The organism is Sphingobium trunci (assembly GCF_022664535.1).
Taxonomy (GTDB): domain Bacteria; phylum Pseudomonadota; class Alphaproteobacteria; order Sphingomonadales; family Sphingomonadaceae; genus Sphingobium.
This window is the reverse complement of the sequence record NZ_JAKUJY010000002.1, coordinates 56,996-82,410: the sequence shown is the minus strand read 5'-3', so window position 1 is coordinate 82,410 and position 25,415 is coordinate 56,996. Positions and strand designations below refer to the sequence as shown.

Below are 25,415 nucleotides of genomic sequence, written 5' to 3'. Positions count from 1 at the left end.
TAACAGGGTGGGATTGACCCCGGAACAGATCGCACGGCTGCTGGAAGGACGCGAGGATGATCCATTTGCGACGCTTGGCGTGCATTCGGAGGAAAAGGGTTTTACCGCCTGCGTGCTGCTGCCCGAAGCGGTTAAGGTCACGGCACACCGGCTGGATGGCAAGCTTGTAGGAACGCTGGCACCGTTGGGGGAGGGCGGACTATTCTTCGGCAAGGTGTCGATCCGAAAGCGGCAGCCGCTGCGCTATCATGCCACCTATGCCGATGGCGGCGAATATCGGCTGATCGATCCCTATAGTTTCGGCCCGGTGCTGGGCCCGATGGACGACTATTTCTTTGCCGAAGGTTCCCATGCCCGCCTGTTCGACAAGATGGGCGCGCATCTGATGGCCCATGAAGGCGTCGCGGGCACGCATTTCGCCGTCTGGGCGCCCAATGCGAGACGTGTTTCGGTGGTTGGCGACTTCAATCGCTGGGATGGCCGCCGGGGACTGATGCGGCGGCGGCGGGATGCGGGCGTATGGGAAGTCTTCCTGCCCGAAGTGGGACAGGGCAGCCCCTACAAGTTCGAGATTATCGGGCCGAATGGCGAGATGCTGCCCCTGAAAGCCGATCCCTTTGCTTTCCAGTCGGAACTGCGGCCCTCGACGGCGTCGATCGTGGCGGGCGTTCCCGATCATCGCTGGGGCGACGAGCGGCACCGCGTCCATTGGCAAAGGACCGATCCGCGCCGTGAGCCCATTTCCATCTACGAGGTCCATGCCGGGTCATGGCAGCGTGACGACCATGGCGATTTCCTGAGTTGGGATGAACTGGCCAACCGCCTGATCCCCTATGTGGTCGGCATGGGCTTTACCCATATCGAATTCCTGCCGATCAGCGAATATCCCTATGATCCCAGCTGGGGCTATCAGACGACCGGCCTCTATGCGCCGACTGCGCGTTTCGGTGATCCGGCCGGTTTCGCGCGGTTCGTCGACGGCGCGCATCGCGCCGGGGTAGGGGTCATCCTTGACTGGGTGCCCGCGCATTTCCCGACCGACGCCCATGGTCTCGCGCGCTTCGACGGCACCGCGCTGTACGAGCATGAAGACCCGCGCAAGGGTTTCCACCCCGACTGGAATACGGCGATCTACAATTTCGGACGGCGGGAGGTGGCGCAGTTCCTGGTCAACAACGCGCTGTTCTGGGCGGAGCGTTATCATGTCGACGGGCTGCGCGTCGATGCCGTCGCCTCGATGCTCTATCTCGATTATTCCCGCAAGGAGGGGGAGTGGATTCCCAACAAGCATGGCGGGCGGGAGAATGTGGAGGCGGTCGAGTTCCTCCAGCAGATGAACAAGGCGCTTTACGGCACCCATGGCGGCGTCATGACGATCGCCGAGGAATCGACCAGCTGGCCCAAAGTGTCGCACCCCGTGCATGAGGGAGGCCTCGGCTTCGGGTTCAAATGGAATATGGGCTTCATGCACGACACGCTGCGCTATCTGGCGCGCGATCCGGTGCACCGCGCCCATCATCATGACGACATCACCTTCGGCCTGCTCTATGCCTTTACCGAAAATTTCGTGCTGGCCTTGAGCCATGACGAGGTGGTGCACGGCAAATCGTCGCTGCTGCACAAGATGGCGGGCGACGATTGGCAGAAATTCGCCACCTTGCGCGCTTATTACGCGATGATGTGGGGCTATCCGGGCAAGAAGCTGCTGTTCATGGGGCAGGAATTCGCGCAGCGGGACGAATGGAGCGAAGAACGCTCTCTCGACTGGCATCATCTCGACCATGCGCCGCATCAGGGGGTGCAATTGCTGGTCGGCGACCTCAACCGCATCTACCGGTCCCGCGCCGCGCTGCACGCCCGCGATTGCGAGGCGGAGGGGTTTGAATGGGTGCTGGTGGACGCGGCTGCCGATTCCGTCTTCGCCTGGGTCCGTCGCGCGCCAGGATCGGCGCCCATCCTGATCGTCAGCCATTTCACGCCGCTGCTGCGCCACGGCTACCGGATGCGCTTGCCCTGTGCCGGGCGCTGGCGCGAAATCATGAACAGCGACGCGCTCGAATATGGCGGCAGCGGCGCGGGGAATATGGGAATCGTCACGGCCGATGAGGAAGGGTGGGCCAATGTCACCATTCCGCCCTTCGGCACGTTGATGCTGGAACTGGACTATTGAAACCGACGGACGGCAAGCCAGACGTTCGCGGGCATGAGGAGAAAAGGGCGATGCAGCATAGACACCAGCCGATCGCCCGTGACGCCATGGCCTATGTCCTGGCGGGGGGACGCGGCAGCCGCCTGGGCGAACTTACCGACAAGCGCGCCAAGCCCGCGGTTCATTTTGGCGGGAAGGCGCGGATCATCGATTTCGCGCTCTCCAATGCACTCAACAGCGGCATCCGCCGCATCGGCGTCGCCACCCAATATAAGGCGCATTCCCTGATCCGGCATCTCCAGCGCGGCTGGAACTTCCTGCGGCCCGAACGCAATGAGAGCTTCGACATCCTGCCCGCCAGCCAGCGCGTCTCCGAAAGCCAATGGTATGAAGGGACGGCCGATGCCGTGTTCCAGAATATCGACATCATCGAAAGCTATGCACCTGAATATATGGTCATTCTGGCGGGCGACCATGTCTACAAGATGGACTATGAGTTGATGCTCCAGCAGCATGTCGACAGCGGCGCTGACGTCACGGTCGGGTGCATGGAAGTGCCGGTGAAGGAGGCGCGCGGTTTCGGCGTCATGCATGTCGATGAGCGGGATGTCATCACCGACTTCGTGGAAAAGCCGAAAAATCCGCCCTCCATTCCGGGAAGGCGGGATACCGCCTTGGCGTCGATGGGCATCTATGTCTTTCGCACCCGTTTCCTGATCGACGAACTGCGGCGCGATGCCAGTGATCCGAACAGCAAGCGTGACTTTGGCGGTGACATCATTCCGCATATCGTCAGGAACGGAAAGGCCGTCGCGCATCGCTTCTCCAGCAGTTGCGTGCGTGCGGAGAGCGAACCGGTTCCCTATTGGCGTGATGTCGGCACCATCGATGCCTATTGGCAGGCCAATATCGACCTGACCGACGTGGTGCCCTCGCTCGACCTCTATGATCGAAGCTGGCCGCTCTGGACCTATTCGGAGGTCACGCCGCCCGCCAAATTCGTCCATAATGAGGATGGGCGGCGCGGTTCCGCCACCTCTTCGCTGATCGCGGGCGGTTGCATCGTGTCGGGGTCATCACTGCATCGCAGCCTGCTCTTTTCGGGCGTGCGGACGCACAGCTTCTCCTCGGTCACGGAAAGCGTCGTCATGCCCAACTGCATGATCGGGCGCGGCGCGAGGCTGCACAAATGTGTGCTGGATTCCGGCGTCATCATCCCGCCGGGATTGATCGTGGGGGAGCATCCGGACCATGACGCCCAGCGGTTCCGCCGCACGGAAAGCGGCGTGACGCTGATCACCCAATATATGATCGAACGGCTGGTGGACTGAACGATTGAGCAAGACGGCTTCGATGCAGATTCTTTCGGTCGCGTCCGAAATCTATCCGTTGATCAAGACGGGCGGGCTCGCCGATGTGGCAGGCGCGCTGCCGGGCGCGTTGGCGGGGCATGGGATGGCGGTGCGGACGCTGGTGCCAGGCTACCCCTCCGTTCTGTCGCAAATGGGAAAGGCGAAGGCTGTGCGCCGCTATGACGCGCTGTTCGGTGCGCCCGCGACCGTGCTGGCGGCCAAGGTCGGCGATCTTGATCTGCTGGTGCTCGACGCGCCTGCCTATTTCGCGCGGGAGGGTGGCCCCTATGGCGATCCTGGTGGCCGGGAATGGAGCGATAATTGGAAGCGCTTTGCCGCCCTGTCCCGCGTGGGCGCGGACATCGCGGCTGAAGGTGTGAAGGGCTGGCGGCCCGATCTCGTTCATGCCCATGACTGGCAGGCGGCGATGACCGTCGCCTATATGCGCTTCGGTCCGGCCCATGCCGTGCCCAAGGTGGTGACGATCCACAATCTCGCCTTTCAGGGGCGGTTCGGCGCGGAGATTTTCGCGCCATTGGGCCTGCCGCCTGAAGCCTGGGGTGTCGACGGTGTCGAATATTATGGGGGTACCGGTTTTCTCAAGGCAGGGCTGGTTTCCGCCGACGCCATTACCACCGTCAGCCCGACCTATGCCGATGAAATCCGCTCCCCGGTGCATGGCATGGGGCTGGATGGGCTGATCAATGGCCGCGCGGACCGGCTGCACGGCATATTGAACGGCGTCGATACCGCCATCTGGGACCCGGCGACCGATCCATTGATTGCCAAGCCCTTCAGTGCGCGGGCGCTGGGCGGGAGGGCCGCCAATCGCAGGGCGCTGGAGGCGCGCTTCGGTCTCGACCGGGATCATGCGCCGCTCTTCATCATCGTCAGCCGCCTGACCTGGCAGAAGGGCATGGATATGGTGATGGACGCGATCGACCATCTGGTGGGGCTGGGCGGCAAGCTGGCGGTGCTGGGTTCGGGCGATCATCCTCTGGAGGGCGCTTTCCTGGCGGCCGCCGACCGGCATCGCGGCCGCGTGGGCGCGCAGATCGGCTATGACGAGCCTTTGTCCCATCTGATGCAGGCTGGCGCGGACGCGATCCTCATCCCCTCCCGTTTCGAGCCTTGCGGCCTCACGCAGCTTTACGGACTTCGCTATGGCTGCGTGCCGGTGGTGGCGCGTGTCGGGGGGCTGGCCGACACGGTGATCGACGCCAATGAGGCAGCGGTCGGTGCCGCGGCGGCAACCGGTGTGGTCTTCGCGCCCTCCGATCCGCTGGCGCTGCATGGCGCGATCGCACGCACCATCCGGCTGCACGCGAACAAGCTCGACTGGCAAGCGATGCAGCGGGCGGGAATGCGCGCCGACTTCTCCTGGACCCACAGCGCTGGGCGCTATGCGGAGCTGTTCCGGTCCCTCATGCCGGAAGCGGCATGAACCAGCCGCCGCTCGGCCCGGAAATGCATGAGGGGGGAACGCGCTTCCATGTCCGTTCGCCCGACGCCGCCCAGCTTTGGCTGTGCCTGTTCGACGAAGAGGATCAGGAGACGCGCCTGCCCATGACGCAGGGCGGTGATGGCATCTGGTCCCTCGACGTGCCTGGTCTGGCGCAGGGCGCGCGTTATGGCATTCGCGCCGATGGGCCTTATGATCCTGGCGCCGGTTTCTGGTTCGATCCCGACAAGCTGCTGCTTGATCCTTATGCGACGGCCATCGACCGGGCGTTTGTCTATGATCCGGCGCTGGCTATGCGACGCGGCGAGGGGGCGGACACTGCCGCCCTCATGCCCAAGGCGGTTTTGTCCGCTCCACTTCCACCGATCGTCCACGCGCCGCCGCTGTTTCGCCCGGGTGGCCTCATCTACGAAGTGCAGGTGCGGGGTTTCACCATGCTGCATCCCGATATTCCGGAGAAACAGCGCGGAACCGTAGCGGCGCTTGGCCACCCGGCGGTGATCGAACATCTGAAGCGGCTGCATGTCTCTGCTGTCGAACTGATGCCGATCAATGCCTGGATCGATGAGCGGCATCTGGGGCCGCTCGGCCTGCGCAATGCGTGGGGCTATAATCCGGTCAGCTATTTCGCGCTCGATCCCCGGATCGCGCCCGGCGGCCTGAACGAACTGCGGCAGGCCGTTACGGCGCTTCACCAGGCCGGGATCGGCGTCATCCTCGACATGGTCTACAATCATGACGGAGAGAGTGATGCGCTGGGCCCGACGCTGTCGCTGCGCGGCCTCGATGCGCGCAGCGCGTTCCGGCGGCATGAACCGGACGGCAGGCTCATCAACGACACCGGCACCGGCAACAGCATCGATTGCAATCATCCGGCGATGCAGCGGCTGATCCTGGATTCCCTGCGCTGGTTCGTCGGCATGGCCGGCGTGGACGGCTTTCGCTTCGATCTGGCCCCTGCGGTGGGACGTTTGCCGGATGGGTTCGACGTGCAGGCACCGCTGCTGGTGGCAATGCGGGCCGATCCGTTCCTCGCTGACCGCGTGTTGATCGCCGAACCCTGGGATATCGGTCCTGGCGGCTATCAGCTGGGGCAATTTGGCGATGGCTGGCTGGAATGGAACGACCGCTATCGTGATGACCTGCGGCGCTTTTGGCGAGGAGACCGTGGGATGCTCGGCGCCCTGGCGACGCGCCTTGCCGGATCGTCCGACATTTTCGGACATGGTCCCACGACCCGGACGGTCAATTTCCTGGCGGCCCATGACGGCTTCACGCTGGCTGACCTGACCGCCCATGCCCACAAGCATAATCACGCCAATGGCGAGGACAATCGCGACGGCCATGGCGAGAATTTCAGCTGGAACAATGGCGTGGAGGGAGCGGCATCCGATCCGCTGGTGCTGGGTGCCCGGCGGCGCGACGTGAAGGCGCTGCTCGCTACGCTCTTCTGTTCACGCGGCACGATCATGTTGACGGCAGGGGATGAGTTCGGCCGGTCGCAGCAGGGCAACAACAATGCCTATGCACAGGATAATGCGATCGGCTGGATTGATTGGGCAGGGCGGGACCGGGATATCGAGGAATATGCGTTTGCACTCGCCGCCTTGCGAAGCGCGAAGCCGGAACTTCGCGAAACGGGCTGGCTGACCGAAGATGATGTCGAATGGCTTGACGAACAGGAACAGAGGTTGACGGTCGAGCAATGGGAAGATCCGGATCGCCACAGGCTGGCCATGCGCTTTCGGGGGTCGGGCTTGATCCTCTACATCAATGGCGGTCCCACGGCCTGTCATTTCGGACATGTGGAAGTGCCAGCCAGGACGATCCTGCCCATCGCCGCCGGATAATGGGCAACCTGCGGCAACCCCGCCGCGCCGCAAGCACGACCCTCCGCTCGATCTCCCCTCTGCGCCCGCAACGGAACTGAGCGTGTCACCCTGCTGACAGTAGGCAGGGTAAACACCCTCAATCGGATTGCGCCCGTGCGACCGCGCGCAATGCGATGAACCGAAGCGATGCGCCGAGATGTTCCGGGAACCAGTTGTCCGGTTAAGCCGTTCATCTTGCAGAAAGAATTGGAGAGGTCAGATGGAAGAAGCGCTGAAGCCTCCGGCCATGGTCGGCATCCTGTTCGGCCTGCTGGTGTCGATCGAGATATGGTGCTGCGCCGCACTGATGCTGGCGATCCTCGCCTGACGGCAGCATAAAATGGTGAGCCCTGCTGGATTCGAACCAGCGACCTACTGATTAAAAGTTCAGGAATCAGAGGAAAATCTAAGGAAATCAGGGCCAATCATGGTTCGCGGGACAGTGTTTTCACGACATTTAGGTCAACCTGAGCCGCTCAGAGAGAGCGCGATTTCGGTGCTCAGGCCGGTACTTTTCGGAGACCTAAATGGCCGTATTGAATATGACGGAAGCCCGCATCCGGGACCTTCCCCTTGGATCAGGCATCCACCGCGACGAGCAGGTGAAGGGGCTGATGGTCATCTGCCATGCCTCGACCAGGACCTATGCGGTCCAGGGTGACGTGCGCCGTAACGGACGGCATGTTCGGACCGTCCGCGTGAAGATCGACCGTTGCGACCGCATTGGCCTGCGCGAAGCCCGCAACCGAGCCAAATCCCTTATGAGCCAGATACAGTCCGGCGTCGATCCGACGGCGGGACCTGCCGAGAGCGGGATCACGCTGAAGCAGGCGCTGGAGGCCCATTTGTCGGAAAAGACGTTTAGCCCGCGAACGACGGAGGGCTATCTCTACCATCTTGATCAGTACCTCTCAAAATTCCGAAACCGGGCCGTGGCCGATATTTCGCGGCAGGAGGTGCGCGACCTCTTCGACAGCCTCAAGAGGAAGCACGGGGAGACGACCGCCGCCAGCGTGATGCGGACGCTGCGGGCAGCGATCAACACGGCCATGAGGCTGGACGAGACCATCGGCGGAAATCCGGTTGCCGCGTTGCGGGTGCCTTCAACGAAGCGCCGTCAGGTCGCTGCGGTGGACCTCGACGGATGGTGGAAGGATGTTGAGGAACTCGCACCGATCCGTCGCGACCTGCACATCGCCTTGATGCTGACAGGAGCAAGGCGGTCATCCTTGCTCCAAGTCCGTCGCGATGATGTCGATCTCGAACGCTCGATCCTGAAATTCCGCCACATGAAGACCGGCGGACAAATGCTGTTCCCGATGGGTACCAGGCTGACGGAGCGTCTGCGGGCGAGAATGGAAGCGGATGCGCCGCTGGGTAGCGGATGGCTGTGGCCGTCGGCAACAAGCGCCTCTGGCCACATTGAGGAGCCGCGTGAGGATGGCCTGCCGAGTCCGCACGAGTATCGCCACCACGCGCGTACCTTATTCATCGCGGGAGGGGTTCCTTATGCCGAGTCGGCCCTCCTGCTCGGTCAGAAGCTGCCCGGTGCTTCCGGCGGTTATGTCCATGCCGAACATCTTGTTGAGCATCTGCGGCAGCACGCTCAGGCACTAGAAAATCTTGTCTGCCGCTGAGTGTGCATCCGTTCGGGCGGGGTTCGCCCCGACCGATAATTTATTCGCAGGCCGCAATGTTGATATTTCGGTAACCCTACTCAATCAAGATCGGGGACGAATATCTTAGCTATCAGCGTCTCGATCCCTTCGCCTCTACCCTCGGCGTGGCGGCCGGAATGGTCGAGTTGCAGGATCACATGACGGAGAAGCAGCGCGAGGACGTGGCGCTTCTGGTGACGGCTTCTGTCATGCAGAACCTTTCCAGCAAGACTTGGCTTTCCGGGCTGGGCGATCTGGTGGACGCGGTGAACGATCCGGGCCGCTACGCCAATAGCTGGCTGAAGCGCACTGCGGGTTCACTCGCGGTCCCGGCCGGTATCGCACAGTTGGCGCGGACGGCTGATCCGACGCTCCGAGAGGCGGACACAATCCTTGATGCTGTGCGCCGCCGGGTGCCGGGCATGTCGCAATCCCTGCCGGTGCAGCGGGACGTGTGGGGCCGCCCTGTCATCAGCGAAGGCGGGGTTGGTCCTGACATTGTGTCGCCTGTCTGGCTTTCGACCCGCCAGGGCGATCCGGTCAACAATGCCCTGCTGAACGCAGATGTCACTGTGCCGTCCTTCGTCCGCAAGGACATGACGCCGGAAGAATATGGGCGCTTCCGCGAGATGGCTGGCGCGACCAGCTATAATGACATTGCCGGGCTGATCGGTTCGCCGGATTGGGCGGCGATGCCGGGCGACGACAAGCAGGAGGCGGTGAACAAGATCGTCAAGGCGGCGCGCAAACTGGCGAAGGAGAATATGGGCGTCGGCGCGGGATCTATTCCGCCGCCGCCCGGCTATTCGATCCTGCCGCCACCTCCGGGGTTCACAATTCAGCGTTGAGCATCAGTGCGGACAAGGAATGAGACGAGCGGCCCTTCAATGATTTGAAAGTGGAGTTGAATCATGGGATATGCAGGACGACTCATACTCGGGGGGCTTATTGATGCGCGTAGGGCGTGGCCATAAATGACGCTCACACTTGATACACGTGCGCCGATCGTAGTCCTGGTCGCTCAATTCAATCCTGCCATTTTCCAGCCCGCATGGATTGCGCGGCACCTCTTCGACAAGGCGGAGGGGGAGGACATGCAATTCCTGGAAATGATCGCGCAGAATGGTCAACGCGTTATTCAGTTGAGCTTCTTTGAAGGCGTGGCCTTTCTCGTCACTCCTGATCGAACAGACATATTTGCCGTGGATGCGCGGCCTGAGACATTTGCGAACGTCGAAAACGTTCTGCTCAAAATGCTCAGCGTGTTGCCGCACACGCCGGTGATGGCGATCGGATGCAATCTAAACTATGTGGATGACAATCCGAATAGTATGGTAGAAGATCTGTTTGAAACGCGAGAAGCGCTAGAAGGTGAAGGTAAGCTTAATCTACGTCAAAGTGGTGTTCAACTTCAGATGGATGGTCCGGAAGTTTTGAACTTCAACCGCATTATGACTGAGCAGAATGTAAGCTTCAACTTCAATTACCATCGACCGGAGCCGGACATCTCGCGTTACGGCGATTTTGTCCCCGGCATGATCCAAAGGGCGTTGGATCACAGCCAAAGCATTCTTAAATCTTATTATGGTTATGAGGCGTTTGAAGCCGTAGGCTTCTTGGCTGAAGCAAAGCTAGAGGAAGGCGCAAATGTCGTTGAAAGCACCAATTAAGGTCCGCTCATTTAGGTCAGGGACGGTGACGGTGCATGCTCTGACTAGCGGCGACGTTGCGACATCTGACTTCATAAGCGCGAAGCCAAAGACGCTTCACGTTAAGAACGGCATTGTAAAAGCCGTTCAAGCGGGTCGCGATGGGCTTGATCTCCGAGATATTAATATCTCAAGGCATGGACAGAAAGAGCCGGAACTGGAACTTACGTCCGTAGTCGCAGCTGACCTGACGCGATAAGCGGGACCTCCGCCTGGTATGGCCGACGTCGCGACGTTCGATTTTATTTTTGAGTCGGGAGACGACTTGGACCGCCAGCAGTTGCGGCAAGGTGATCTTCTCCGCAGGACCCAGGCGCTTTCGACTGCGCTAGGGGAGGCGCACGCATATTATGCTGAGGCACCCGATTACTCGCACTTTATGGTGCTTACGCAATCATGTGATCTGGTGCGACGATCTGGCAAAGAGTGCAAAAGCAGATACATCACCATCTGCGCAGTCCGCCCCTTAGCCCTCGCGGTTAAACGAGAGTTTGAACAGCAATTCACAAAGCCATTGCCCGGATGTCCAGTGCCCGTCGGGGATCGGGAAAAGAGCGCTTTGGCCCGTCAGTTCCTAGAACGTGTCGTGAATAACACTGTCGACGGAATATTCTTCATTCCACGAGGGGCAGCAGAATCAGTAGATGATCATTTGTGTGCCTTTTTGCCGCTGTCTGTAGCGATGAGAGTTGGGCATTATGACACGTGCCTCTCTGCGAAGGTGGGGCAGGTAAAAGACATATTCGCTGCCAAGATCGGTGCCCTAGCAAGTAATCTTTACTCCCGCATCGGCACCCCCGACCTGCACGAGCAAAACTCTCGGAAGGCAGTTGAGGCGTTCATGGACGGGTTCTTCAAAGAGCTTGGATATCGAAGCGTCGTTTGGCTTTCGCCATTTGAACGAGCAGAACTTGAGGCTCAAATTGCTGTTGCGCTTGCTGAGTCTGGGCAGGAGCAGCTTTCTGAACAGGAGGCTAAATCCATCATAGGGACACTCCCGAAGGAGGCGGATGCAATAGCGGAACGCGCAGTGACAGTTCTGATCGAGCGCGGCTTATTGGAAAACGACCCGACGGTTAAAAAGAAGGCAAAAAACTTCCTCGTAAACGACCGCGATTATAATCGGCTCACGAAACGCTAGGTAGGAGCGCCGGTCGGGCAGGAAGGCGAGCCTCGCAATTGTGTGGAGTTAGGGGCGGCCCCAACCTCGGTCCGAGCCGCCTGAATCGCTAGTGCCAACTGGCGCCCATTTCCTCCAGCCAGTCGCTGGAGAACTCATCGACCAGCGTGTCGATGCGCCGCAGGTCGCCATTGTCATCGACTGCCTCGTCAAGAGATCGGGAAAGATAGGCGTTTGCAAATTCCTGAAGCGCCCGGTTGCCGAATGACCGCGCCCGTTTCTCTATGTCACTGATCGGCACGCTGCCGCTAACAACCGCCAGCATCAGATCGGCGGCGGCATCGGCCGCGATGTCACGTGGCAGGGACGTGCCGATAGCCTTTATGACCCGGCGCTGGAGATCGTGCATCTGATTGGATCGCTGCCGTTTGCTGTCATAAATTCGGCTTGGCGGGAGCGGGAGGTTTTGCGCTTTCCGCCAGATACGAACGCTCTCGCGCGTCACGCCCTGTTCCACGGCGATACTCGTATCACGCCATCCTAGACCGTGCAGAAACTTGCGGCATTGCGCGACGGGGCGCGAGCCAGCTTGGAGGTTTGGGTTGTGGCAGGGCAGGCCTCGCCGCTTGCGCCAATAAAGAACCGCTGAAGTAGTGACACCCTGAATCTCCGCGATCTGGGTATCGTTCAGCCCTTGCCTGTAGAGTTTCCACCGCTGCTCGTTGACCGACTGCATTCGCATTCTCCCACCAGCACCATGCCGGTGGGAAAGGCACATGGCCTGACCGCAGGATGAGCGCGCTAGCTTTGTGATCGCATGAGAGAGCGCAGCGCCGAAGCGGCCGCTTCGTCTCGTAGGAGAGCGAAAACGGGGATGGCGTGAAAAGCGACGGCCGAGAGCGCAGCATTGGGGCCTGTCGACTCACCATCGGTTCGCCGTTGTGGGGCTATTGTCCCAGGATGCTTTCCCATATCCTGCCCAGATGATGACCCGCGATCAGGAGATATGGGGCATGGCGTCGATGGTCCTGCGCCAACATGGCGACCTTGCGGCGGTCGTGGTGGCGGAGAGGATCGGCCAGCTTGCCAGCGAGGGGAAGGCGGAAGGGGTGACGGTGTGGAAGGAGGTTGCGATTCGGCTGGATCGCCTCATGCGCTCGGAAGGCGCTTCACAATGACCCGGAAAGATGGGGTCGTGATTACCGGGTGATTACTGGAGGCATTTTCAGGCTTCGATTTGACCGTCTGAAAAAGTGCCAAAAACCACGCAAAACTGCGGTGGTGAGCCCTGCTGGATTCGAACCAGCGACCTACTGATTAAAAGTCAGTTGCTCTACCGACTGAGCTAAGGGCCCTCATGTCCTGAGGTCCGCACGCACTAGAGGCGGCGATCCGGCTGGTCAACCTCCAGAACTCGCTTTTCTGGAACGTGCCAGCAAATGACGCACCGAAAATCCGGAAATCGGGTCGCGCCAATCTGATGCAATCGTGCAGAGGGGGGCCAGTACGAAATCCCTCTCCCGGAAAGCGGGGTGGGGGATTTGCAGCGACCGGCTGTTCCAGCGGCCGCCTGACCAGAGAATGATGTCGACATCCACGCTTCGCGCTCCCCAGCGCCGGAACCGCCGGCGGCCGAGATTGCATTCTATGGCCTGCAATCGGGCAAGCATCGCGTCGGGGGGTAGGTCGCTCTCCAGCAGCATCGCTCCATTGACGAAGACCCGCTGCGACGGGCCCAAGGGCGGCGTCGGGATGACAGGCGAGACCGCGAGGACTTTGCCCCATCGTGCAATTTGGCCGATTGCCGCCTCCAGCAGCCGTTTCGGGGGCAGTCGCGCCGACAACGGCCGGTTCGATCCCAACGCCAGTGCGTATTGATGACGGGTGCTTGTCTTGGCCATAGGGCAGCGCCTATCCCCTCGCCATGACGCTGCATAGCCCCTTGCCCGATACCGAGCCGTCAAAGGACTGCCCGCTTTGCCCCCGCCTCGTGGCGTTTCGGGAGGAATGCCGGACCGAACATCCCGATTGGTGGAATGCGCCAGTCCCGGCCTTTGGCGATCCAGAGGGCAAGATCGCGATCATCGGTCTCGCTCCGGGCAAGAACGGCGCCAATCGCACCGGGCGGCCTTTTACAGGCGATTATGCGGGAGACCTTCTCTATGCCACGCTCGCCAAATTCGGATTGAGCGAGGGCCTTTATGAAGGGCGCCCCGATGATGGCCTGACGCTGCGCAACGTCATCATCCTCAATGCGGTCAAATGCCTGCCGCCGCAGAACAAGCCGCTGCCTGAGGAGATTCACAATTGCCGGGCCTTCCTGAAGCCCGCCATCGCCGCGCTACCCAATGCGCAGATCTTCATCGCGCTTGGCCAGATTGCGCATCAATCCGTGGTGAAGGCGCTGGGCGGCAAGCTGCCCAAGGCGCGCTTCGCCCATCTGGCCGAACATCGCATGCCCAGCGGCAGGATCGTGATCGATAGCTATCACTGCTCGCGCTACAACCAGAATACCGGCCGCCTGACGGCTGAGATGTTCGAGGCCGTCTTCGCGCGAGCGGTAGAACTCAGCGCAGGAGATAGTCGGGGGTAATCTGCCGCTTCGGCGGCGGGCGACGGTTTGGGTTTTCAGATATCCTGTGCGATCCGCGCATAAAGCTCGGGCCGCCGGTCACGGAAAAAGCCCATGCCCGCGCGGTGTGTCTTCGCCCTTTCCAGGTCCAGCGTCGCGACCAGTGCGCCATTATCCCTGGCATCGGCTTCCGCGGCGAAATCGCCCCATTCGTCGCTGATGAAGCTGTGGCCGTAGAATTTCTGGCCTTCTTCCTCTCCGATGCGGTTGGCGGCGATCACCGGCATGCAGTTGCTGACCGCATGGCCTATCATCGCGCGGCGCCACATGCGGCTGGTATCAAGGTCGGCGTCATAAGGCTCGGACCCGATGGCTGTCGGGTAAAAGAGCATTTCCGCGCCCATCAGCGCCATCACCCGTGCGGTTTCGGGATACCATTGGTCCCAGCAGATGCCGACGCCGATGGTGCCATGGCGCGTCTTCCAGACCTTGAAGCCCGAATTGCCGGGCCGGAAATAATATTTCTCCTCATAGCCCGGGCCGTCGGGAATATGGCTCTTGCGATAGAGGCCCATGATGTCGCCCTGATCGTCTATCATCGCGAGCGAATTATAATAATGATGACCGTCGCGTTCGAAGAAGCTGGTCGGGATGTAGACGCCCTCCGCTTTCGCGACCTTGCGCATTTCCTGCACGGCAGGATGCTCGTCGAGCGGCAGGGCGCCCGCGAACAGCGCCTCGTCCTCCACCCGGCAGAAATAAGGGCCTTCGAACAGCTCCGGCGGCAGGATGATCTTCGCGCCCCGCGCGGCCGCCTTGACGACATGGCCCGCGACCATCTCGATATTGTCCGTCCGATCATCGGAAAAGGCGAGTTGGAGCGCGGCAACGGTGACTTTGGTCATCAATCAGATCCTACAGGCGGATGCCCATGCGGGCGGCGACGGCAACGGTCAGGAGATAGAGCAGGATCGTCAGCACGCAACCCGCGATCAGCGCAGGAGCAAAACCCACTCCGCGCCGCAACAATATGGGGATCAGCAGAAACATCGGCAGCGAGGGAATGACGTAATAGAATGTCGCTTCGGCATGACGCGCCATATTCTCCACGTCCGGCTTGTCGTTCCACAGCCAGATCATCCCCATCACCGAGATCAGCGGCAGGGACGCGATCAGCGCGCCAAGTCCCGGAAAGCGCCGCGACACCACCGACACGACGGCGATGATGATCCCGGAAATCAGCGCCCGCAACGCCAGCATCGCGCTCATTTCAGGCGGACGGCATCTGCTGGCTGCAACAGTGGAAGCTGCCACCGCCCGATAGAATGGCATCGCTGCGCAATCCGACAATCGCCCGGCCGGGGAAGAAGGGCCTGAAGGCCTCCAGAGCCGCCTGATCATTGGGCCGACCATAGATGGGCACGATGACGGCCGCGTTGCCCGCATAGAAATTCATGTAGCTTGCCGGAATGATCTCCCCCTCCACGACCACGCGGCCGGGGGAGGGGATCGACGCGACCTCCACGCCGAACGCCTTCGCCCGTGCCCGCGCATCGGCATAGATCGCTGCATTGGGGTCATCCTCCGTGCTCGCCTCTGGCAGGGCCAGCACGCCCGGCGCCACGAAGCGCGCCAGATTGTCGACATGGCCGTCCGTATGGTCGTTCAGCAAGCCATCGCCCAGCCACAGCATGTCCGACAGCCCCAGCGACCCCGCCAGCAGCGTCTCGATCTTGCCCCGGTCCAGTTCCGGATTGCGGTTGGGATTGAGCAGGCATTGTTCGGTCGTCACGAACAGGCCTGTTCCATCGGTATCGACCGCGCCTCCCTCGAACACCCAATGCTGGGTGGCGGTGGGAAGCCCGGTCGTCGCCGCCAGACGCGCGCCGATATCCTCGTCGCCCGGCATCCGATATTTCCCGCCCCAGCCGTTGAAGCCGAAATCGACCAGCGCCCGCTCCCTGTCCCGCATCACCGCGATCGGCGCCGTATCGCGCAGCCACACATCGCCCAGCTTCTGCACGAGGATGGTCACGCCCGGCGCGACCAGCCCGCGGGCGACCGCCGCATCGTCCTCATTGGCGCAGACCAGCCGAACGTCCTCGCCGCGCCCCTCCGCAAGGAGCGCGCTCGCAAAGTCCGCGATCTGCTGGCGGGCGGCATCGAAGGCGCCCGGCCATTCTTCGGGATCGGTGGGAAAGCCGATCCAGGTCCATTCATGCGGCGCCCATTCGGCAGGCATACGGAAAGTCATGGGCGCGGCTCCTGTCGAGGAAAATGTCTGGCGCCCTCTACAGGATCATGTGCCGCGTGACAGCCGTAAAATATGCATGGATCAGGGGCAGGAAGCGGGACGCTTGAATCCTTCCCGCCGGAAGATGGGGAGGGCGGACCGGCCGAAGGCTGGTGGAAGGAAAATGGCGTGAACTGCCGTGCTGGCTTTGCATGGTCCCCGCTCCCTAACATGCAGAGAGGATTTTGCTCCCACCAGCGAAAGCCGACTATTTCCCTGCCCGGCTTCTGTCGCGGATCGCCCGGAATTCATCTCCCGGCACCCAGTTGGGCCAGTCGGTGCTGTTCGCGAGCGCCCGGCCCACGTCATAATAGAGCTTCAGGTCCGCTTTCACGCCGCTCCAGTCCCATTTGGGATCATATTCGTCCTTCGGGCCGTGATAGCGATGTTCCTCATAGTCCTTGGCCGCCCTGGCGCCCGCGGCCGGGCCGCCCTTCACCAGATCCTGCCCGCCCTCGAAATAGAGCATCGGCACACCATGCTTGGCGAAACTGAAATGGTCGGACCGATAATAGAATCCCTTCTCCGGCGTCGGCTCCAGGCTAGCGACCCGTTTCTGCGCCGCCAGCGCCCGGTCCAGATAGGCGTCGAGTTGCGACTTGCCCTTTCCGATCACGACGACGTTCCTGGCAGGGCCCGCCATGCTGAGCGCGTCCATATTGACACCTCCCACGGTCTGTCCCAGCGGAAAGACGGGATGATTGCCATAATAGGCCGACCCGAGCAGCCCGGATTCCTCGGCCGTCACCGCCAGGAATACCTGGCTGCGATCGGTCGGCCCGGCCTTCACATTAGCCTGCGCCAGCGCCACCAGCGCCGCCGTCCCCGTGGCATTGTCGATCGCGCCGTTGCAGATATCGTCGCCATCGGGCGCCGCCTCGCAATGGCCCAGATGATCCCAATGCGCGGCATAAAGCACATATTCGTTGGGCCGGGTCTTGCCGGGCAGCAAGGCGACGACATTTTTCGAACTATGCTTGCGGATGGCATTGTCGAAGCTGAGGTTCGCCTTCACGCCCTTCAGGGGCAGCGCCCTGAAGCCGCGCTTCTTTGCCGCAGCCATCAGCGTGTCGAGGTTCAACCCCGCGCTCGCCATCAGCGCCGCTGCCTTGTCCTTCTGGATCCAGCCGATGGCGGCGGACTGGTCGGCATTGGCGTTGGCGCTGTCGGCAACGTGCTGCGCGCCGGTCCAGCTCGATTGCACGACATTCCAGCCATAGGCGGCGGGCACGGTGTCATGCACGATGATCGCCGCCGCCGCACCCTGCCGCGCAGCCTCCTCGAACTTGTAGGTCCAGCGGCCATAATAGGTCATGGCCCGCCCGTTGAACGGCCCGCGCAGCGTGGGCGTCTGATAGTCGGGGTCATTCACCAGGATGATGACGGTCTTGCCCTTCACATTGACGCCGGCATAGTCGTTCCATTTCTTCTCCGGCGCGTTGATCCCATAGCCGACGAAGACGACCGGGCTGTCCTTTATCTCTATATGCGGCTGGCTGGTGCGATAGGTGGCGATCACCATCTCGGACCCATATTGGGCGGATATCGGCGCCTTGCCCCCGGTGAAGGTCAGCGGCGACACATTCCTCGCATGGATCTCGACCAGCGGGACCTCCTGAAACCAGCTTCCCTTGTTGCCCGGCTTCAGCCCCAAAGCCTCGAACCGCTGCACCAGATAGGCAAGCGTCTTTTCCTCACCCACCGTCCCCGGCGCCCGCCCTTCATAAGCGTCGGATGAAATCTCTTTGACCACTTCCTTCATCGTCTCGATGGAGGGGCCGTCGGACGAGGCGGCGAAAACCGGCAGAGCACAGCAAAGCGCTGCCAGCAGCAGCGTGATCTTGGCGGAATACAGGCGCATGTGCAGGAACCTCAATGTCTGGATCATGCGATGATGGCATTGCGCACTTGACCGGGCAAGCGCCAGCCGTTGACAGTTTTACTGCTGTATATATTCCTGCTCCCTCGCAAGGGGGTGTTTCATGCATTTGAAGTTTCTGAATTTTCTGCCATTCGTCGCGCTCGCGATACCCGCCTATGCGCAAGGCCCGGTTCATGCGCCGAGTGAGGCGGCCAAGGCTTTCGGGGCCCGGCCGGCCCTATCCAATGTCAGCATTTCCCCGGACGGAAAATCGCTGGCGATGATCGAACCAACTGCCGGGCGCGGCTCGGTGGTATCGGTCCTCAAAATCGGCAGCGACCAGGATCGCAAGATGGTGCTGCTGTCTACCGGCTATCCGGATCAACTATCCTATTGCGGCTGGTCGACCAATGACCGCATCCTGTGCGATGTCTACATGATCAGCTCCATATTCGGCGAGAAGACCGGCCAGACGCGGATGCTCGGCGTCAACGCCGACGGGTCGAATGTGAAGATGGTGAGCGCTCGCCAGAATGATAATGCCCTGGGTATTGCGCTGGGAGGCGGCAACATCATCGACTGGATGGGGGAGAGCGAGGACGGTACCGTTCTTATGGATCGTTATTATATCCCGGAACAGACCACCGGGCACATCACGGCCCAGAGCCGCCAGGGATTGGGTGTGGATCGGGTCAATAGCCGGACACTCGCCCGTTCCATGGTGGAAATCCCGCGAGGCGATGCCGTGGGCTATATCAGCGACGGTCACGGCGCCGTGCGAATCATGGTCACACGCCCGACGACCAGCATGGGTTATGGCGGCCATCGCTACAAATATTTCTACCGGAAAAAGGGCAGTCGCGAATGGCTTGCGCTTTCGACTCAGTCGGTGTCCGGCATCGTGGCGACGGGCTTTGAGGCGCAGGCGGTCGATTCCGATCTCGACGTCGTTTACGGCACCGACACCGAAAACGGCCGGGCCGGCATTTACCGCATCAGCCTTGACGGGAGCATGAAGAAGGAGCGGGTCTATGACCGCGCTGATGTCGATGTGACCGACCTGATCCGGATTGGCCGCCAGCATCGCGTTGTCGGTGTCAGTTGGGTAACGGACCGGCGCCATTCGGCTTTCTTCGATCCTGAACTGGAGAAATTTGCAACGGCACTCAACAAGGCTTTACCCAATGCGCCGCTGGTCAGCTTCGTCGATGCCAGCGCGGATGAGCAAAAGCTTGTACTTTATGCGGGCAGCGATGTTGATGCGGGCCGTTACTATCTGTTCGACAAGGCGACCAAGCAGCTTGGCGAGATCATGGCGATCCAGCCGTCGCTCGACAAATATAAGCTCTCGCCAGTGAAGCCGGTCGGTTTCCCCGCTTCGGACGGCACGACGATCCCCGGTTACCTGACCCTGCCGCCAGGCAGCGACGGCAGGGGCTTGCCCGCCATCGTCATGCCCCATGGCGGCCCCTGGGCCCGTGACGAATGGGGCTTCGACTGGCTTGCTCAGTTCTTCGCGCATCAGGGCTATGCCGTTTTCCAGCCCAATTTCCGCGGCTCCACCGGGTTCGGTTCGGACTGGCTGGGCGGCAGCGGCTTCAAGTCGTGGCAGAAATCCCCGGTCACCGACATTGGCGACCTTCAGCAGGAATGGAAAAGTGACCTTAGTCCCGCTTCGTTGGAAGCGATCTTCGGTGACTTTTCCGTCGCCCAAAGCGGTTCACCCGCGCGCCATGCCGATGCCTTTGTTGCGCCGGTTCTGATGTTCCACGGCGATATCGACCAGAATGTCTCGATTGCCGAGTCCCGTACCATGGCCTCGCGGTTGAGGAGCAAGGGCAAGTCCGTTGAATTAGTGGAATTCAAGAATCTCGATCACCAACTGCGCGATAGCGATGTCCGAGCGCAGATGCTGGACCGTGCAGACAATTTCCTGCGTTCCGCGTTGAAGCTTTCCCCGGCACAATAGCGCAAAAGGAAAGGGGCGGCCCGATCGGGCCGCCCCTTTTGCCTGTTTCCGATATTCGCTGCTGATCTTAGCGCGAATAGAATTCGACGACCAGGTTCGGCTCCATCTTCACCGGATAGGGCACTTCGTCCAGCGAGGGAACGCGGACATAAGTGACCTTGGTGGCGCCATCGGGCGACACATAGTCAGGAATGTCGCGCTCGGGCAGGCTCTGCGCTTCCAGAACCAGCGCCATTTCCTGCGCCTTCTTGCCCAGGGTGATTTCGTCGCCCGGCTTCACCAGACGGCTGGCGATGTTGCACTTCACGCCGTTCACATAGATGTGACCGTGCGAAACGATCTGACGGGCCGAGAAGATGGTCGGCGCGAACTTGGCGCGATAGACGACGGCGTCCAGACGGCGCTCGAGCAGGCCGATCAGGTTCTGACCGGTGTCACCCTTCATGCGGGCGGCTTCGATATAGCTCTTCTTGAACTGCTTTTCGGTGATGTCGCCGTAATAGCCCTTCAGCTTCTGCTTGGCGCGCAGCTGGATGCCATAGTCCGACATCTTGCCCTTGCGGCGCTGGCCATGCTGGCCGGGGCCATATTCACGCTTGTTGACCGGGCTCTTGGGGCGACCCCAGATATTCTCGCCCATGCGGCGGTCGAGTTTGTACTTGGCGCTGGAACGCTTCGACATGATGTTTCCTTACAATCACTAACAACGCTTGTTCACCCTCCTGATCCGAAAACCGGTTCCCACTTTTCGGGGAGGGCGAAACTTATTCCCGGTATCGCCTGCGATCCATATTTCAGGGGCAGGGCCACCGCTTCACCGGGATGCGGGGCCAATTGCGAAGCGGCGCCTATGGAGAAGGGCGCGGGACATGTCAACCCTCGACAGGGCGGCGCTCCCGGCTTAGTCAGCCTGGCTTATGAACCCCGAAAGCTACACGACCATGGCCGAAGTCCGCGCTGGCGTGGACGAGATCGACCGCCAGCTTGTCGCGCTGCTCGACCAGCGCTTCGCCCATATGCGCGCCGCCGCCCGGATCAAGCCGGAGCGAGGCGCGGTGCGCGACGAAGCCCGCAAGGCGGAAGTCATTGAAAATGCCCGTGCCGAAGCGGAGCGCCTTGGCGCCCCTGCCGATGTCATCGCCGATCTGTGGGAAAGGCTGGTCGAAGCCTCGATCGCCTATGAGATGATCGAGTTCGACCGCTTGCGGGCCTAGCGCGGCCGCGGATTGCCCAGCGCGGAGAGCACGCCTCGCAGGGTTCGCACCTCCAGATGATTCCAGCCCGGCTTGGTCAGCAGGTTGCGCAAGGTCCGCTTGGTCGCAGGCGCGCGGTCCGGTGGGAAGAAATAGCCTGCTCCTTCGAGCAAGGTCTCGAACTGCCCGATCATCCCCTCCAACTCCGCCTGCGGAGCTGGTTCGCCCAGATCGACCACGGTCGGCTGCTCCAGCGAAGCATGTTTCGACCATTCATAGGCGCACAGGATCACTGCCTGCGCCAGATTGAGCGACCCGAACTCGGGATTGATCGGTACCGTCAGGATCTTGCGCGCCAGCGCCACATCCTCGGTCTCCAGCCCCGACCGTTCCGGCCCAAACACATAGGCGGAGCGCCCTGCGGCGGCATGGATTTCCCTGGCAGCCTCATCCGGTGTCACCACCGGCTTGGTCACGCCGCGCTTGCGCACCGTGGTCGCATAGACATGGGCGCAATCGGCGACGGCATCGGCCAGCGTCTCGAAAACCTCGGCCTTGTCCAGCACCACGTCCGCGCCCGCCGCGGACGGCCCGGCATCGGGATTGGGCCAGCCGTCACGCGGCGAAACCAGTCGCATCTCGGTCAACCCGAAATTCAGCATCGCCCGCGCCGCCTTGCCGATATTCTCGCCAAGCTGCGGCCGAACCAGAACAATGACGGGAGGCAAGGAAGCAGCCTCAGTCGCAGCTTCAGTCACTGCCGACTTCCTTCACCGTCGATGCGAAATCCTCGAAATCCCGCGCGTCGGTGAAGTCCTTGTAGACGCTGGCGAAGCGGATATAGGCCACGCTGTCGAGGCGTTTCAGCCCCTCCATCACCATCTCGCCAATCGCCCGCGCGGGGACTTCGCCGTCGCCGGATGTCTCCAGTTGCCGCTGGATGCCGGAAATCAGCTTCTCCAGCCGACTGGGATCGATCGGCCGTTTGCGGCAGGCGATCCCGATGGACCGCGCCAGCTTGTCGCGATCAAAGGCTTCCTTGCGCCCCTCGCTCTTCACCACCCAGATATCGCGAAGCTGTATCCGCTCGAAGGTGGTGAAGCGCGCGCCACAGGCTTCGCACTGACGCCGACGGCGAATAGCGGCGCCATCTTCCGTCGGGCGGCTGTCCTTTACCTGGCTGTCCTCATGAGCGCAGAAGGGGCAACGCAAGGGCGATCAGCCTTCGTAGATCGGGAAACGGGCGCAGAGAGCCGAGACGCGCTCACGCACATTGGCTTCGACAGCGGCGTCGCCATGCTCTCCATTGTCGCGCAGCCCTTCCAGAACGTCCGCGATCATGTCGCCGATCGCCTCGAACTCCGCCACGCCGAACCCGCGCGTCGTTCCGGCAGGCGAACCCACCCGAATGCCGCTGGTCTTGGTCGGCGGCAGCGGGTCGCCCGGCACGCCATTCTTGTTGCAGGTGATGAAGCTGCGCTCCAGTGCCTCGTCCGCATCCTTGCCCGAAATGCCGTAGGGGCGCAGGTCGATCAGAGCCAGATGCGTGTCCGTGCCGCCCGAAACCACGGCCAGGCCACGCTGCTCCAGTTTGCCCGCCAGCGCCTTGGCATTGGTGACGATCGCATTGGCATAGGTCTTGAATTCAGGACGCAGCGCCTCGCCGAAGGCCACAGCCTTCGCCGCGATCACATGCATCAGCGGGCCGCCCTGCAGGCCGGGGAACACTGCCGAGTTGATCTTCTTGGCAATGGCTTCGTCATTGGTCAGGATCATGCCGCCACGCGGACCGCGCAGGGTCTTGTGCGTGGTGGTGGTCACGACATGGGCATGGCCGAAGGGCGTGGGGTGCTCGCCACCGGCGACCAGACCCGCGAAATGCGCCATATCGACCATGAACAGTGCACCCACCTTGTCCGCGATCGCCCGGAAGCGCGCAAAGTCGATATGGCGCGGATAGGCCGAACCGCCCGCGATGATGAGCGAAGGCCTGTTTTCCACCGCCATCGCCTCGACCACGTCATAGTCGATGAGGTGCGTGTCTTCGCGCACGCCATATTGCACGGCATTATACCATTTGCCCGACATCGCGGGCTTCGCGCCGTGAGTCAGGTGGCCACCGGCGTCGAGCGAGAGGCCCATGATGGTGTCGCCCGGCTTGGTCAGCGCCAGCATCACCGCGCCGTTCGCCTGCGCGCCCGAATGGGGCTGCACATTGACGAAGCCGCAGTTGAACAGCTGCTTGGCGCGGTCGATGGCGAGCTGTTCGACCTCATCCGACGGCGCGCAGCCCTGATAATAGCGCTTGCCCGGATAGCCCTCGGCATATTTGTTGGTGAAGACCGAACCCTGCGCCTCCAGCACCGCCTTGGACACGATATTTTCCGAAGCGATCAGCTCGATCTGGTTCTGCTCGCGCTTCAGTTCCTTGGTGACGCCCGCGAACACCGCCGGATCGGCATCGGCCAGGCTGCGCGTGAAATAGCCCTCCGAACGAATGTCGGACAGGGGGGAGAGGGTGGCTGTGCTCATGCAAAGTCTCCTTACAGCGCGGGCTGGGACAGTTTCTCGACGCGGCCAGCATGGCGGCCACCGCCGAATTCGGTGGAAAGAAACGCGGTGACGCAGGCCTTGGCCATATCCACGCCGGTCAGGCGGGCACCCATGGCCAGCACATTGGCGTCGTTATGCTCGCGGGAAAGCGTGGCTGACAGAGGCTCCGACACAAGCGCGCAGCGGCAGGCGGGGTTGCGATTGACGGCGATCGAAATGCCGATGCCCGACCCGCACAGCGCAATGCCGCGTTCGGCCGCGCCGGATGCGACCGCTGTCGCCAGCTTGTAACCGAAATCGGGATAATCCACGCGATCGGCGGTCGCTGGACCCAGATCGTCCACATCATGTCCTTCGGCGCGCAGCCATTCTGCGAGTTCCGCCTTCAGATCGACGGCGGCGTGGTCGGATGCGATGGCTATTTTCACGGCGGTATCACTCACGCAAAAGGTGATTCGTTCCCGCGCCTATTAGGGGGTGCGCTGCAATATTGCCACCGTCCACCTGCCACCCTATGGCCTGCTCCATGGCAGGAACGATTTTATCCCTCTTGATGCTGGCGGGCATGGCCCTGACCGGCGGCGGCATCTATGCCATCGTCAGGAAGCGCGATCGCAGGCGAGGCACGTTGATGATCGTCGCCGGGCTGGTGATGTTCGCCAATGTCGCAATCACCGCCATTCCCGGTCCTGACCTGCCCGTGTTGGAAAATGCCGCACATCGATAGCGGCTGAAAGGAAGTGCCGGGCTGGCCATGGATGACCCCGGACGCTGATGCTTTTCTGTCTCCGCGTCCTTTGGGCCTCTGCGACATCAAAAGAAAAGGGGCCGCCCAAGCAGCCCCTCAAACTCAAACTCTCAAAATCCCGGCCCGCCCTTATCGGATGGGAGAATCCGGCGACAGGCGCATATCGAGATAATTATCGACCGACTTCATCAGCTGGTCCAGCTCATGCTCGAAAAAGTGGTTCGCGCCACGGATTTCGTCATGATGGATGGTGATGCCCTTCTGCGTCCGCAGCTTGTCGACCAGCTTCTGCACGGCGCTTGCGGTTACGACTTCATCCGCCGTCCCCTGCACGATGATCCCCGAGGAAGGGCAGGGCGCGAGGAAGGAGAAATCATACATGTTCGCGGGCGGCGCAACCGAGATGAAGCCGCGAATTTCCGGCCGCCGCATCAGCAGCTGCATGCCGATCCAGGCGCCGAAGGAGAAACCGGCGATCCAGGTCGTCTGCGCCTCGGGATGGAAGCTCTGCACCCAGTCGAGCGCCGCCGCGGCATCGGACAGCTCGCCAATCCCGTTGTCGAACGTCCCCTGGCTGCGTCCCACGCCACGGAAGTTGAACCGCAGCACGGCAAAGCCGCGCCGCACGAAGGTCTTGTAGAGTGCCTGCGTGATCCGGTCGTTCATCGTGCCGCCGCCCTGGGGATGCGGGTGCAGGATCATGGCCACGGGCGCGCGGGGGCGGGGCGGGGGGCTGAAGCGGCCTTCGAGGCGACCTTCGGGACCGGGAAAAATGACGTCGGGCATGGCACCTGTTATGGTTCTGGGCGGCGTAAGGCCGCGAATGGAGATGGCGCAGCAGCCAATGCTGGCGCTGCGCGGCAGACCGCCTATATAGAAGCCGCCACCATTTCCGCAATCAGTGA

24 protein-coding genes, 1 tRNA gene and 1 pseudogene are annotated in these 25,415 nt (G+C 61.7%); 13 read left to right on the top strand and 13 right to left on the bottom strand.

Annotation, left to right across the window (positions count from 1 at the left end; translation table 11 throughout):
* Positions 1-7 precede the first annotated feature (7 nt).
* The 8 genes from glgB to MJ601_RS02460 all read left to right on the top strand — a co-directional run bounded on the left by glgB (position 8) and on the right by MJ601_RS02460 (position 11,342).
* Positions 8-2,170, top strand: a complete 2,163-nt coding sequence (gene glgB, locus MJ601_RS02495) for a 1,4-alpha-glucan branching protein GlgB (RefSeq protein ID WP_242122996.1) — start codon at positions 8-10, stop codon at positions 2,168-2,170.
* A gap of 50 nt (positions 2,171-2,220) precedes the next feature.
* Positions 2,221-3,480 carry a glucose-1-phosphate adenylyltransferase gene (gene glgC, locus MJ601_RS02490; RefSeq protein ID WP_242122995.1) on the top strand — a complete coding sequence of 420 codons (1,260 nt, stop codon included), beginning with the start codon at positions 2,221-2,223 and terminating at the stop codon, positions 3,478-3,480.
* A gap of 22 nt (positions 3,481-3,502) precedes the next feature.
* A complete protein-coding gene (gene glgA / locus MJ601_RS02485; RefSeq protein ID WP_242122994.1) occupies positions 3,503-4,945 on the top strand; it encodes a glycogen synthase GlgA in 1,443 nt (480 codons plus the stop codon).
* The gene (gene glgX / locus MJ601_RS02480) at positions 4,942-6,813 is read left to right on the top strand and encodes a glycogen debranching protein GlgX (protein ID WP_242122993.1); all 1,872 of its coding nucleotides are present in this window, start codon (positions 4,942-4,944) and stop codon (positions 6,811-6,813) included. The genes glgA and glgX overlap by 4 nt, the downstream gene beginning before the upstream one ends.
* Before the next feature lie 548 nt (positions 6,814-7,361).
* Positions 7,362-8,471 (top strand): tyrosine-type recombinase/integrase, encoded by a 1,110-nt coding sequence (locus tag MJ601_RS02475; RefSeq protein ID WP_242122992.1) that lies wholly within the window; start codon positions 7,362-7,364, stop codon positions 8,469-8,471.
* A gap of 158 nt (positions 8,472-8,629) precedes the next feature.
* The gene (locus tag MJ601_RS02470; protein WP_242122991.1) at positions 8,630-9,340 is read left to right on the top strand and encodes a hypothetical protein; all 711 of its coding nucleotides are present in this window, start codon (positions 8,630-8,632) and stop codon (positions 9,338-9,340) included.
* 126 nt (positions 9,341-9,466) lie between these two features.
* On the top strand, positions 9,467-10,162 hold the full coding sequence (locus MJ601_RS02465; RefSeq protein WP_242122990.1) for a hypothetical protein: 696 nt from the start codon (positions 9,467-9,469) through the stop codon (positions 10,160-10,162).
* Positions 10,163-10,418: 256 nt separating this feature from the next.
* Entirely contained in the window at positions 10,419-11,342 is a 924-nt protein-coding gene (locus MJ601_RS02460) for a hypothetical protein (protein ID WP_242122989.1), read from the top strand.
* An 88-nt stretch (positions 11,343-11,430) separates the two neighbouring features.
* On the opposite strand, the gene MJ601_RS02455 is transcribed toward MJ601_RS02460, so the two are convergent.
* On the bottom strand, positions 11,431-12,057 hold the full coding sequence (locus MJ601_RS02455) for a hypothetical protein (RefSeq protein ID WP_242122988.1): 627 nt from the start codon (positions 12,055-12,057) through the stop codon (positions 11,431-11,433).
* 247 nt (positions 12,058-12,304) lie between these two features.
* On the opposite strand from MJ601_RS02455, the gene MJ601_RS02450 reads away from it, so the two are divergent.
* Positions 12,305-12,499: a DUF6961 family protein gene (locus MJ601_RS02450; protein WP_491572876.1), complete on the top strand. Its 195-nt coding sequence runs from the start codon at positions 12,305-12,307 to the stop codon at positions 12,497-12,499.
* Between the two features lie 101 nt (positions 12,500-12,600).
* Here the strand turns inward: MJ601_RS02450 and MJ601_RS02445 are convergent.
* Together MJ601_RS02445 and folK are read right to left on the bottom strand one after the other, a co-directional pair.
* Positions 12,601-12,676 (bottom strand) — tRNA-Lys (locus tag MJ601_RS02445).
* 45 nt (positions 12,677-12,721) lie between these two features.
* Entirely contained in the window at positions 12,722-13,222 is a 501-nt protein-coding gene (gene folK / locus MJ601_RS02440) for a 2-amino-4-hydroxy-6-hydroxymethyldihydropteridine diphosphokinase (RefSeq protein ID WP_242122986.1), read from the bottom strand.
* Between the two features lie 23 nt (positions 13,223-13,245).
* Here folK and MJ601_RS02435 point away from each other — a divergent pair, with 23 nt between their 5' ends.
* Positions 13,246-13,914: a uracil-DNA glycosylase gene (locus MJ601_RS02435; protein WP_242122985.1), complete on the top strand. Its 669-nt coding sequence runs from the start codon at positions 13,246-13,248 to the stop codon at positions 13,912-13,914.
* Between the two features lie 35 nt (positions 13,915-13,949).
* Here MJ601_RS02435 and aguB read toward each other — a convergent pair whose 3' ends face one another.
* From aguB to MJ601_RS02415, 4 genes are all read right to left on the bottom strand, one after another.
* Positions 13,950-14,798: an N-carbamoylputrescine amidase gene (gene aguB, locus MJ601_RS02430; protein WP_242122984.1), complete on the bottom strand. Its 849-nt coding sequence runs from the start codon at positions 14,796-14,798 to the stop codon at positions 13,950-13,952.
* Between the two features lie 10 nt (positions 14,799-14,808).
* Positions 14,809-15,153 (bottom strand): DUF3147 family protein, encoded by a 345-nt coding sequence (locus MJ601_RS02425; protein ID WP_491572878.1) that lies wholly within the window; start codon positions 15,151-15,153, stop codon positions 14,809-14,811.
* 10 nt (positions 15,154-15,163) lie between these two features.
* Positions 15,164-16,147, bottom strand: a complete 984-nt coding sequence (locus tag MJ601_RS02420; RefSeq protein ID WP_242122982.1) for an agmatine deiminase family protein — start codon at positions 16,145-16,147, stop codon at positions 15,164-15,166.
* Between the two features lie 247 nt (positions 16,148-16,394).
* On the bottom strand, positions 16,395-18,047 hold the full coding sequence (locus tag MJ601_RS02415; protein ID WP_491572877.1) for a M28 family metallopeptidase: 1,653 nt from the start codon (positions 18,045-18,047) through the stop codon (positions 16,395-16,397).
* 121 nt (positions 18,048-18,168) lie between these two features.
* Here MJ601_RS02415 and MJ601_RS02410 point away from each other — a divergent pair, with 121 nt between their 5' ends.
* A complete protein-coding gene (locus MJ601_RS02410) occupies positions 18,169-20,016 on the top strand; it encodes an alpha/beta hydrolase family protein (RefSeq protein ID WP_242122980.1) in 1,848 nt (615 codons plus the stop codon).
* A gap of 67 nt (positions 20,017-20,083) precedes the next feature.
* Here MJ601_RS02410 and rpsD read toward each other — a convergent pair whose 3' ends face one another.
* On the bottom strand, positions 20,084-20,698 hold the full coding sequence (rpsD, locus tag MJ601_RS02405; protein WP_192666895.1) for a 30S ribosomal protein S4: 615 nt from the start codon (positions 20,696-20,698) through the stop codon (positions 20,084-20,086).
* A 235-nt stretch (positions 20,699-20,933) separates the two neighbouring features.
* Between rpsD and MJ601_RS02400 the strand changes: the two genes are divergently transcribed.
* Entirely contained in the window at positions 20,934-21,230 is a 297-nt protein-coding gene (locus tag MJ601_RS02400) for a chorismate mutase (protein ID WP_242122979.1), read from the top strand.
* On the opposite strand, the pseudogene MJ601_RS02395 reads toward MJ601_RS02400, so the two are convergent.
* From MJ601_RS02395 to rpiB, 4 genes and pseudogenes are all read right to left on the bottom strand, one after another.
* Positions 21,227-21,934, bottom strand: a pseudogene (locus tag MJ601_RS02395) (RNA methyltransferase); the annotation flags it as partial. The gene MJ601_RS02400 and the pseudogene MJ601_RS02395 sit on opposite strands and share 4 nt — an antisense overlap.
* Positions 21,935-21,959: 25 nt before the next feature.
* Positions 21,960-22,421, bottom strand: coding sequence for a transcriptional regulator NrdR (gene nrdR / locus MJ601_RS02390; protein WP_007688777.1), 462 nt, complete (start codon positions 22,419-22,421; stop codon positions 21,960-21,962).
* 6 nt (positions 22,422-22,427) lie between these two features.
* On the bottom strand, positions 22,428-23,741 hold the full coding sequence (gene glyA / locus MJ601_RS02385) for a serine hydroxymethyltransferase (protein WP_242122977.1): 1,314 nt from the start codon (positions 23,739-23,741) through the stop codon (positions 22,428-22,430).
* Between the two features lie 11 nt (positions 23,742-23,752).
* Entirely contained in the window at positions 23,753-24,190 is a 438-nt protein-coding gene (gene rpiB / locus MJ601_RS02380) for a ribose 5-phosphate isomerase B (RefSeq protein WP_242122976.1), read from the bottom strand.
* A gap of 98 nt (positions 24,191-24,288) precedes the next feature.
* Between rpiB and MJ601_RS02375 the strand changes: the two genes are divergently transcribed.
* Complete coding sequence (locus MJ601_RS02375) at positions 24,289-24,489, top strand: hypothetical protein (protein ID WP_242122975.1); 201 nt, start codon at positions 24,289-24,291, stop codon at positions 24,487-24,489.
* A gap of 150 nt (positions 24,490-24,639) precedes the next feature.
* Here the strand turns inward: MJ601_RS02375 and MJ601_RS02370 are convergent, their stop codons facing one another.
* Positions 24,640-25,296 (bottom strand): alpha/beta hydrolase, encoded by a 657-nt coding sequence (locus tag MJ601_RS02370; RefSeq protein ID WP_007688785.1) that lies wholly within the window; start codon positions 25,294-25,296, stop codon positions 24,640-24,642.
* Positions 25,297-25,415: the final 119 nt, after the last annotated feature.

Coding starts and splice junctions, on each gene's coding strand:
- MJ601_RS02460 (WP_242122989.1), top strand. CDS start 10,419: ATGGCCGACGTCGCGACGTTCGATTTTATTTTTGAGTCGGGAGACGAC.
- aguB (WP_242122984.1), bottom strand. CDS start 14,798: ATGACCAAAGTCACCGTTGCCGCGCTCCAACTCGCCTTTTCCGATGAT.
- MJ601_RS02425 (WP_491572878.1), bottom strand. CDS start 15,153: ATGCTGGCGTTGCGGGCGCTGATTTCCGGGATCATCATCGCCGTCGTG.
- glyA (WP_242122977.1), bottom strand. CDS start 23,741: ATGAGCACAGCCACCCTCTCCCCCCTGTCCGACATTCGTTCGGAGGGC.
- folK (WP_242122986.1), bottom strand. CDS start 13,222: ATGGCCAAGACAAGCACCCGTCATCAATACGCACTGGCGTTGGGATCG.
- MJ601_RS02420 (WP_242122982.1), bottom strand. CDS start 16,147: ATGACTTTCCGTATGCCTGCCGAATGGGCGCCGCATGAATGGACCTGG.
- glgX (WP_242122993.1), top strand. CDS start 4,942: ATGAACCAGCCGCCGCTCGGCCCGGAAATGCATGAGGGGGGAACGCGC.
- MJ601_RS02470 (WP_242122991.1), top strand. CDS start 8,630: ATGGTCGAGTTGCAGGATCACATGACGGAGAAGCAGCGCGAGGACGTG.
- MJ601_RS02435 (WP_242122985.1), top strand. CDS start 13,246: ATGACGCTGCATAGCCCCTTGCCCGATACCGAGCCGTCAAAGGACTGC.
- glgA (WP_242122994.1), top strand. CDS start 3,503: ATGCAGATTCTTTCGGTCGCGTCCGAAATCTATCCGTTGATCAAGACG.
- MJ601_RS02415 (WP_491572877.1), bottom strand. CDS start 18,047: ATGCGCCTGTATTCCGCCAAGATCACGCTGCTGCTGGCAGCGCTTTGC.
- MJ601_RS02370 (WP_007688785.1), bottom strand. CDS start 25,296: ATGCCCGACGTCATTTTTCCCGGTCCCGAAGGTCGCCTCGAAGGCCGC.
- MJ601_RS02410 (WP_242122980.1), top strand. CDS start 18,169: ATGCATTTGAAGTTTCTGAATTTTCTGCCATTCGTCGCGCTCGCGATA.
- MJ601_RS02465 (WP_242122990.1), top strand. CDS start 9,467: ATGACGCTCACACTTGATACACGTGCGCCGATCGTAGTCCTGGTCGCT.
- MJ601_RS02375 (WP_242122975.1), top strand. CDS start 24,289: ATGGCAGGAACGATTTTATCCCTCTTGATGCTGGCGGGCATGGCCCTG.
- rpsD (WP_192666895.1), bottom strand. CDS start 20,698: ATGTCGAAGCGTTCCAGCGCCAAGTACAAACTCGACCGCCGCATGGGC.
- MJ601_RS02475 (WP_242122992.1), top strand. CDS start 7,362: ATGGCCGTATTGAATATGACGGAAGCCCGCATCCGGGACCTTCCCCTT.
- MJ601_RS02400 (WP_242122979.1), top strand. CDS start 20,934: ATGAACCCCGAAAGCTACACGACCATGGCCGAAGTCCGCGCTGGCGTG.
- MJ601_RS02450 (WP_491572876.1), top strand. CDS start 12,305: ATGATGACCCGCGATCAGGAGATATGGGGCATGGCGTCGATGGTCCTG.
- glgC (WP_242122995.1), top strand. CDS start 2,221: ATGCAGCATAGACACCAGCCGATCGCCCGTGACGCCATGGCCTATGTC.
- MJ601_RS02455 (WP_242122988.1), bottom strand. CDS start 12,057: ATGCAGTCGGTCAACGAGCAGCGGTGGAAACTCTACAGGCAAGGGCTG.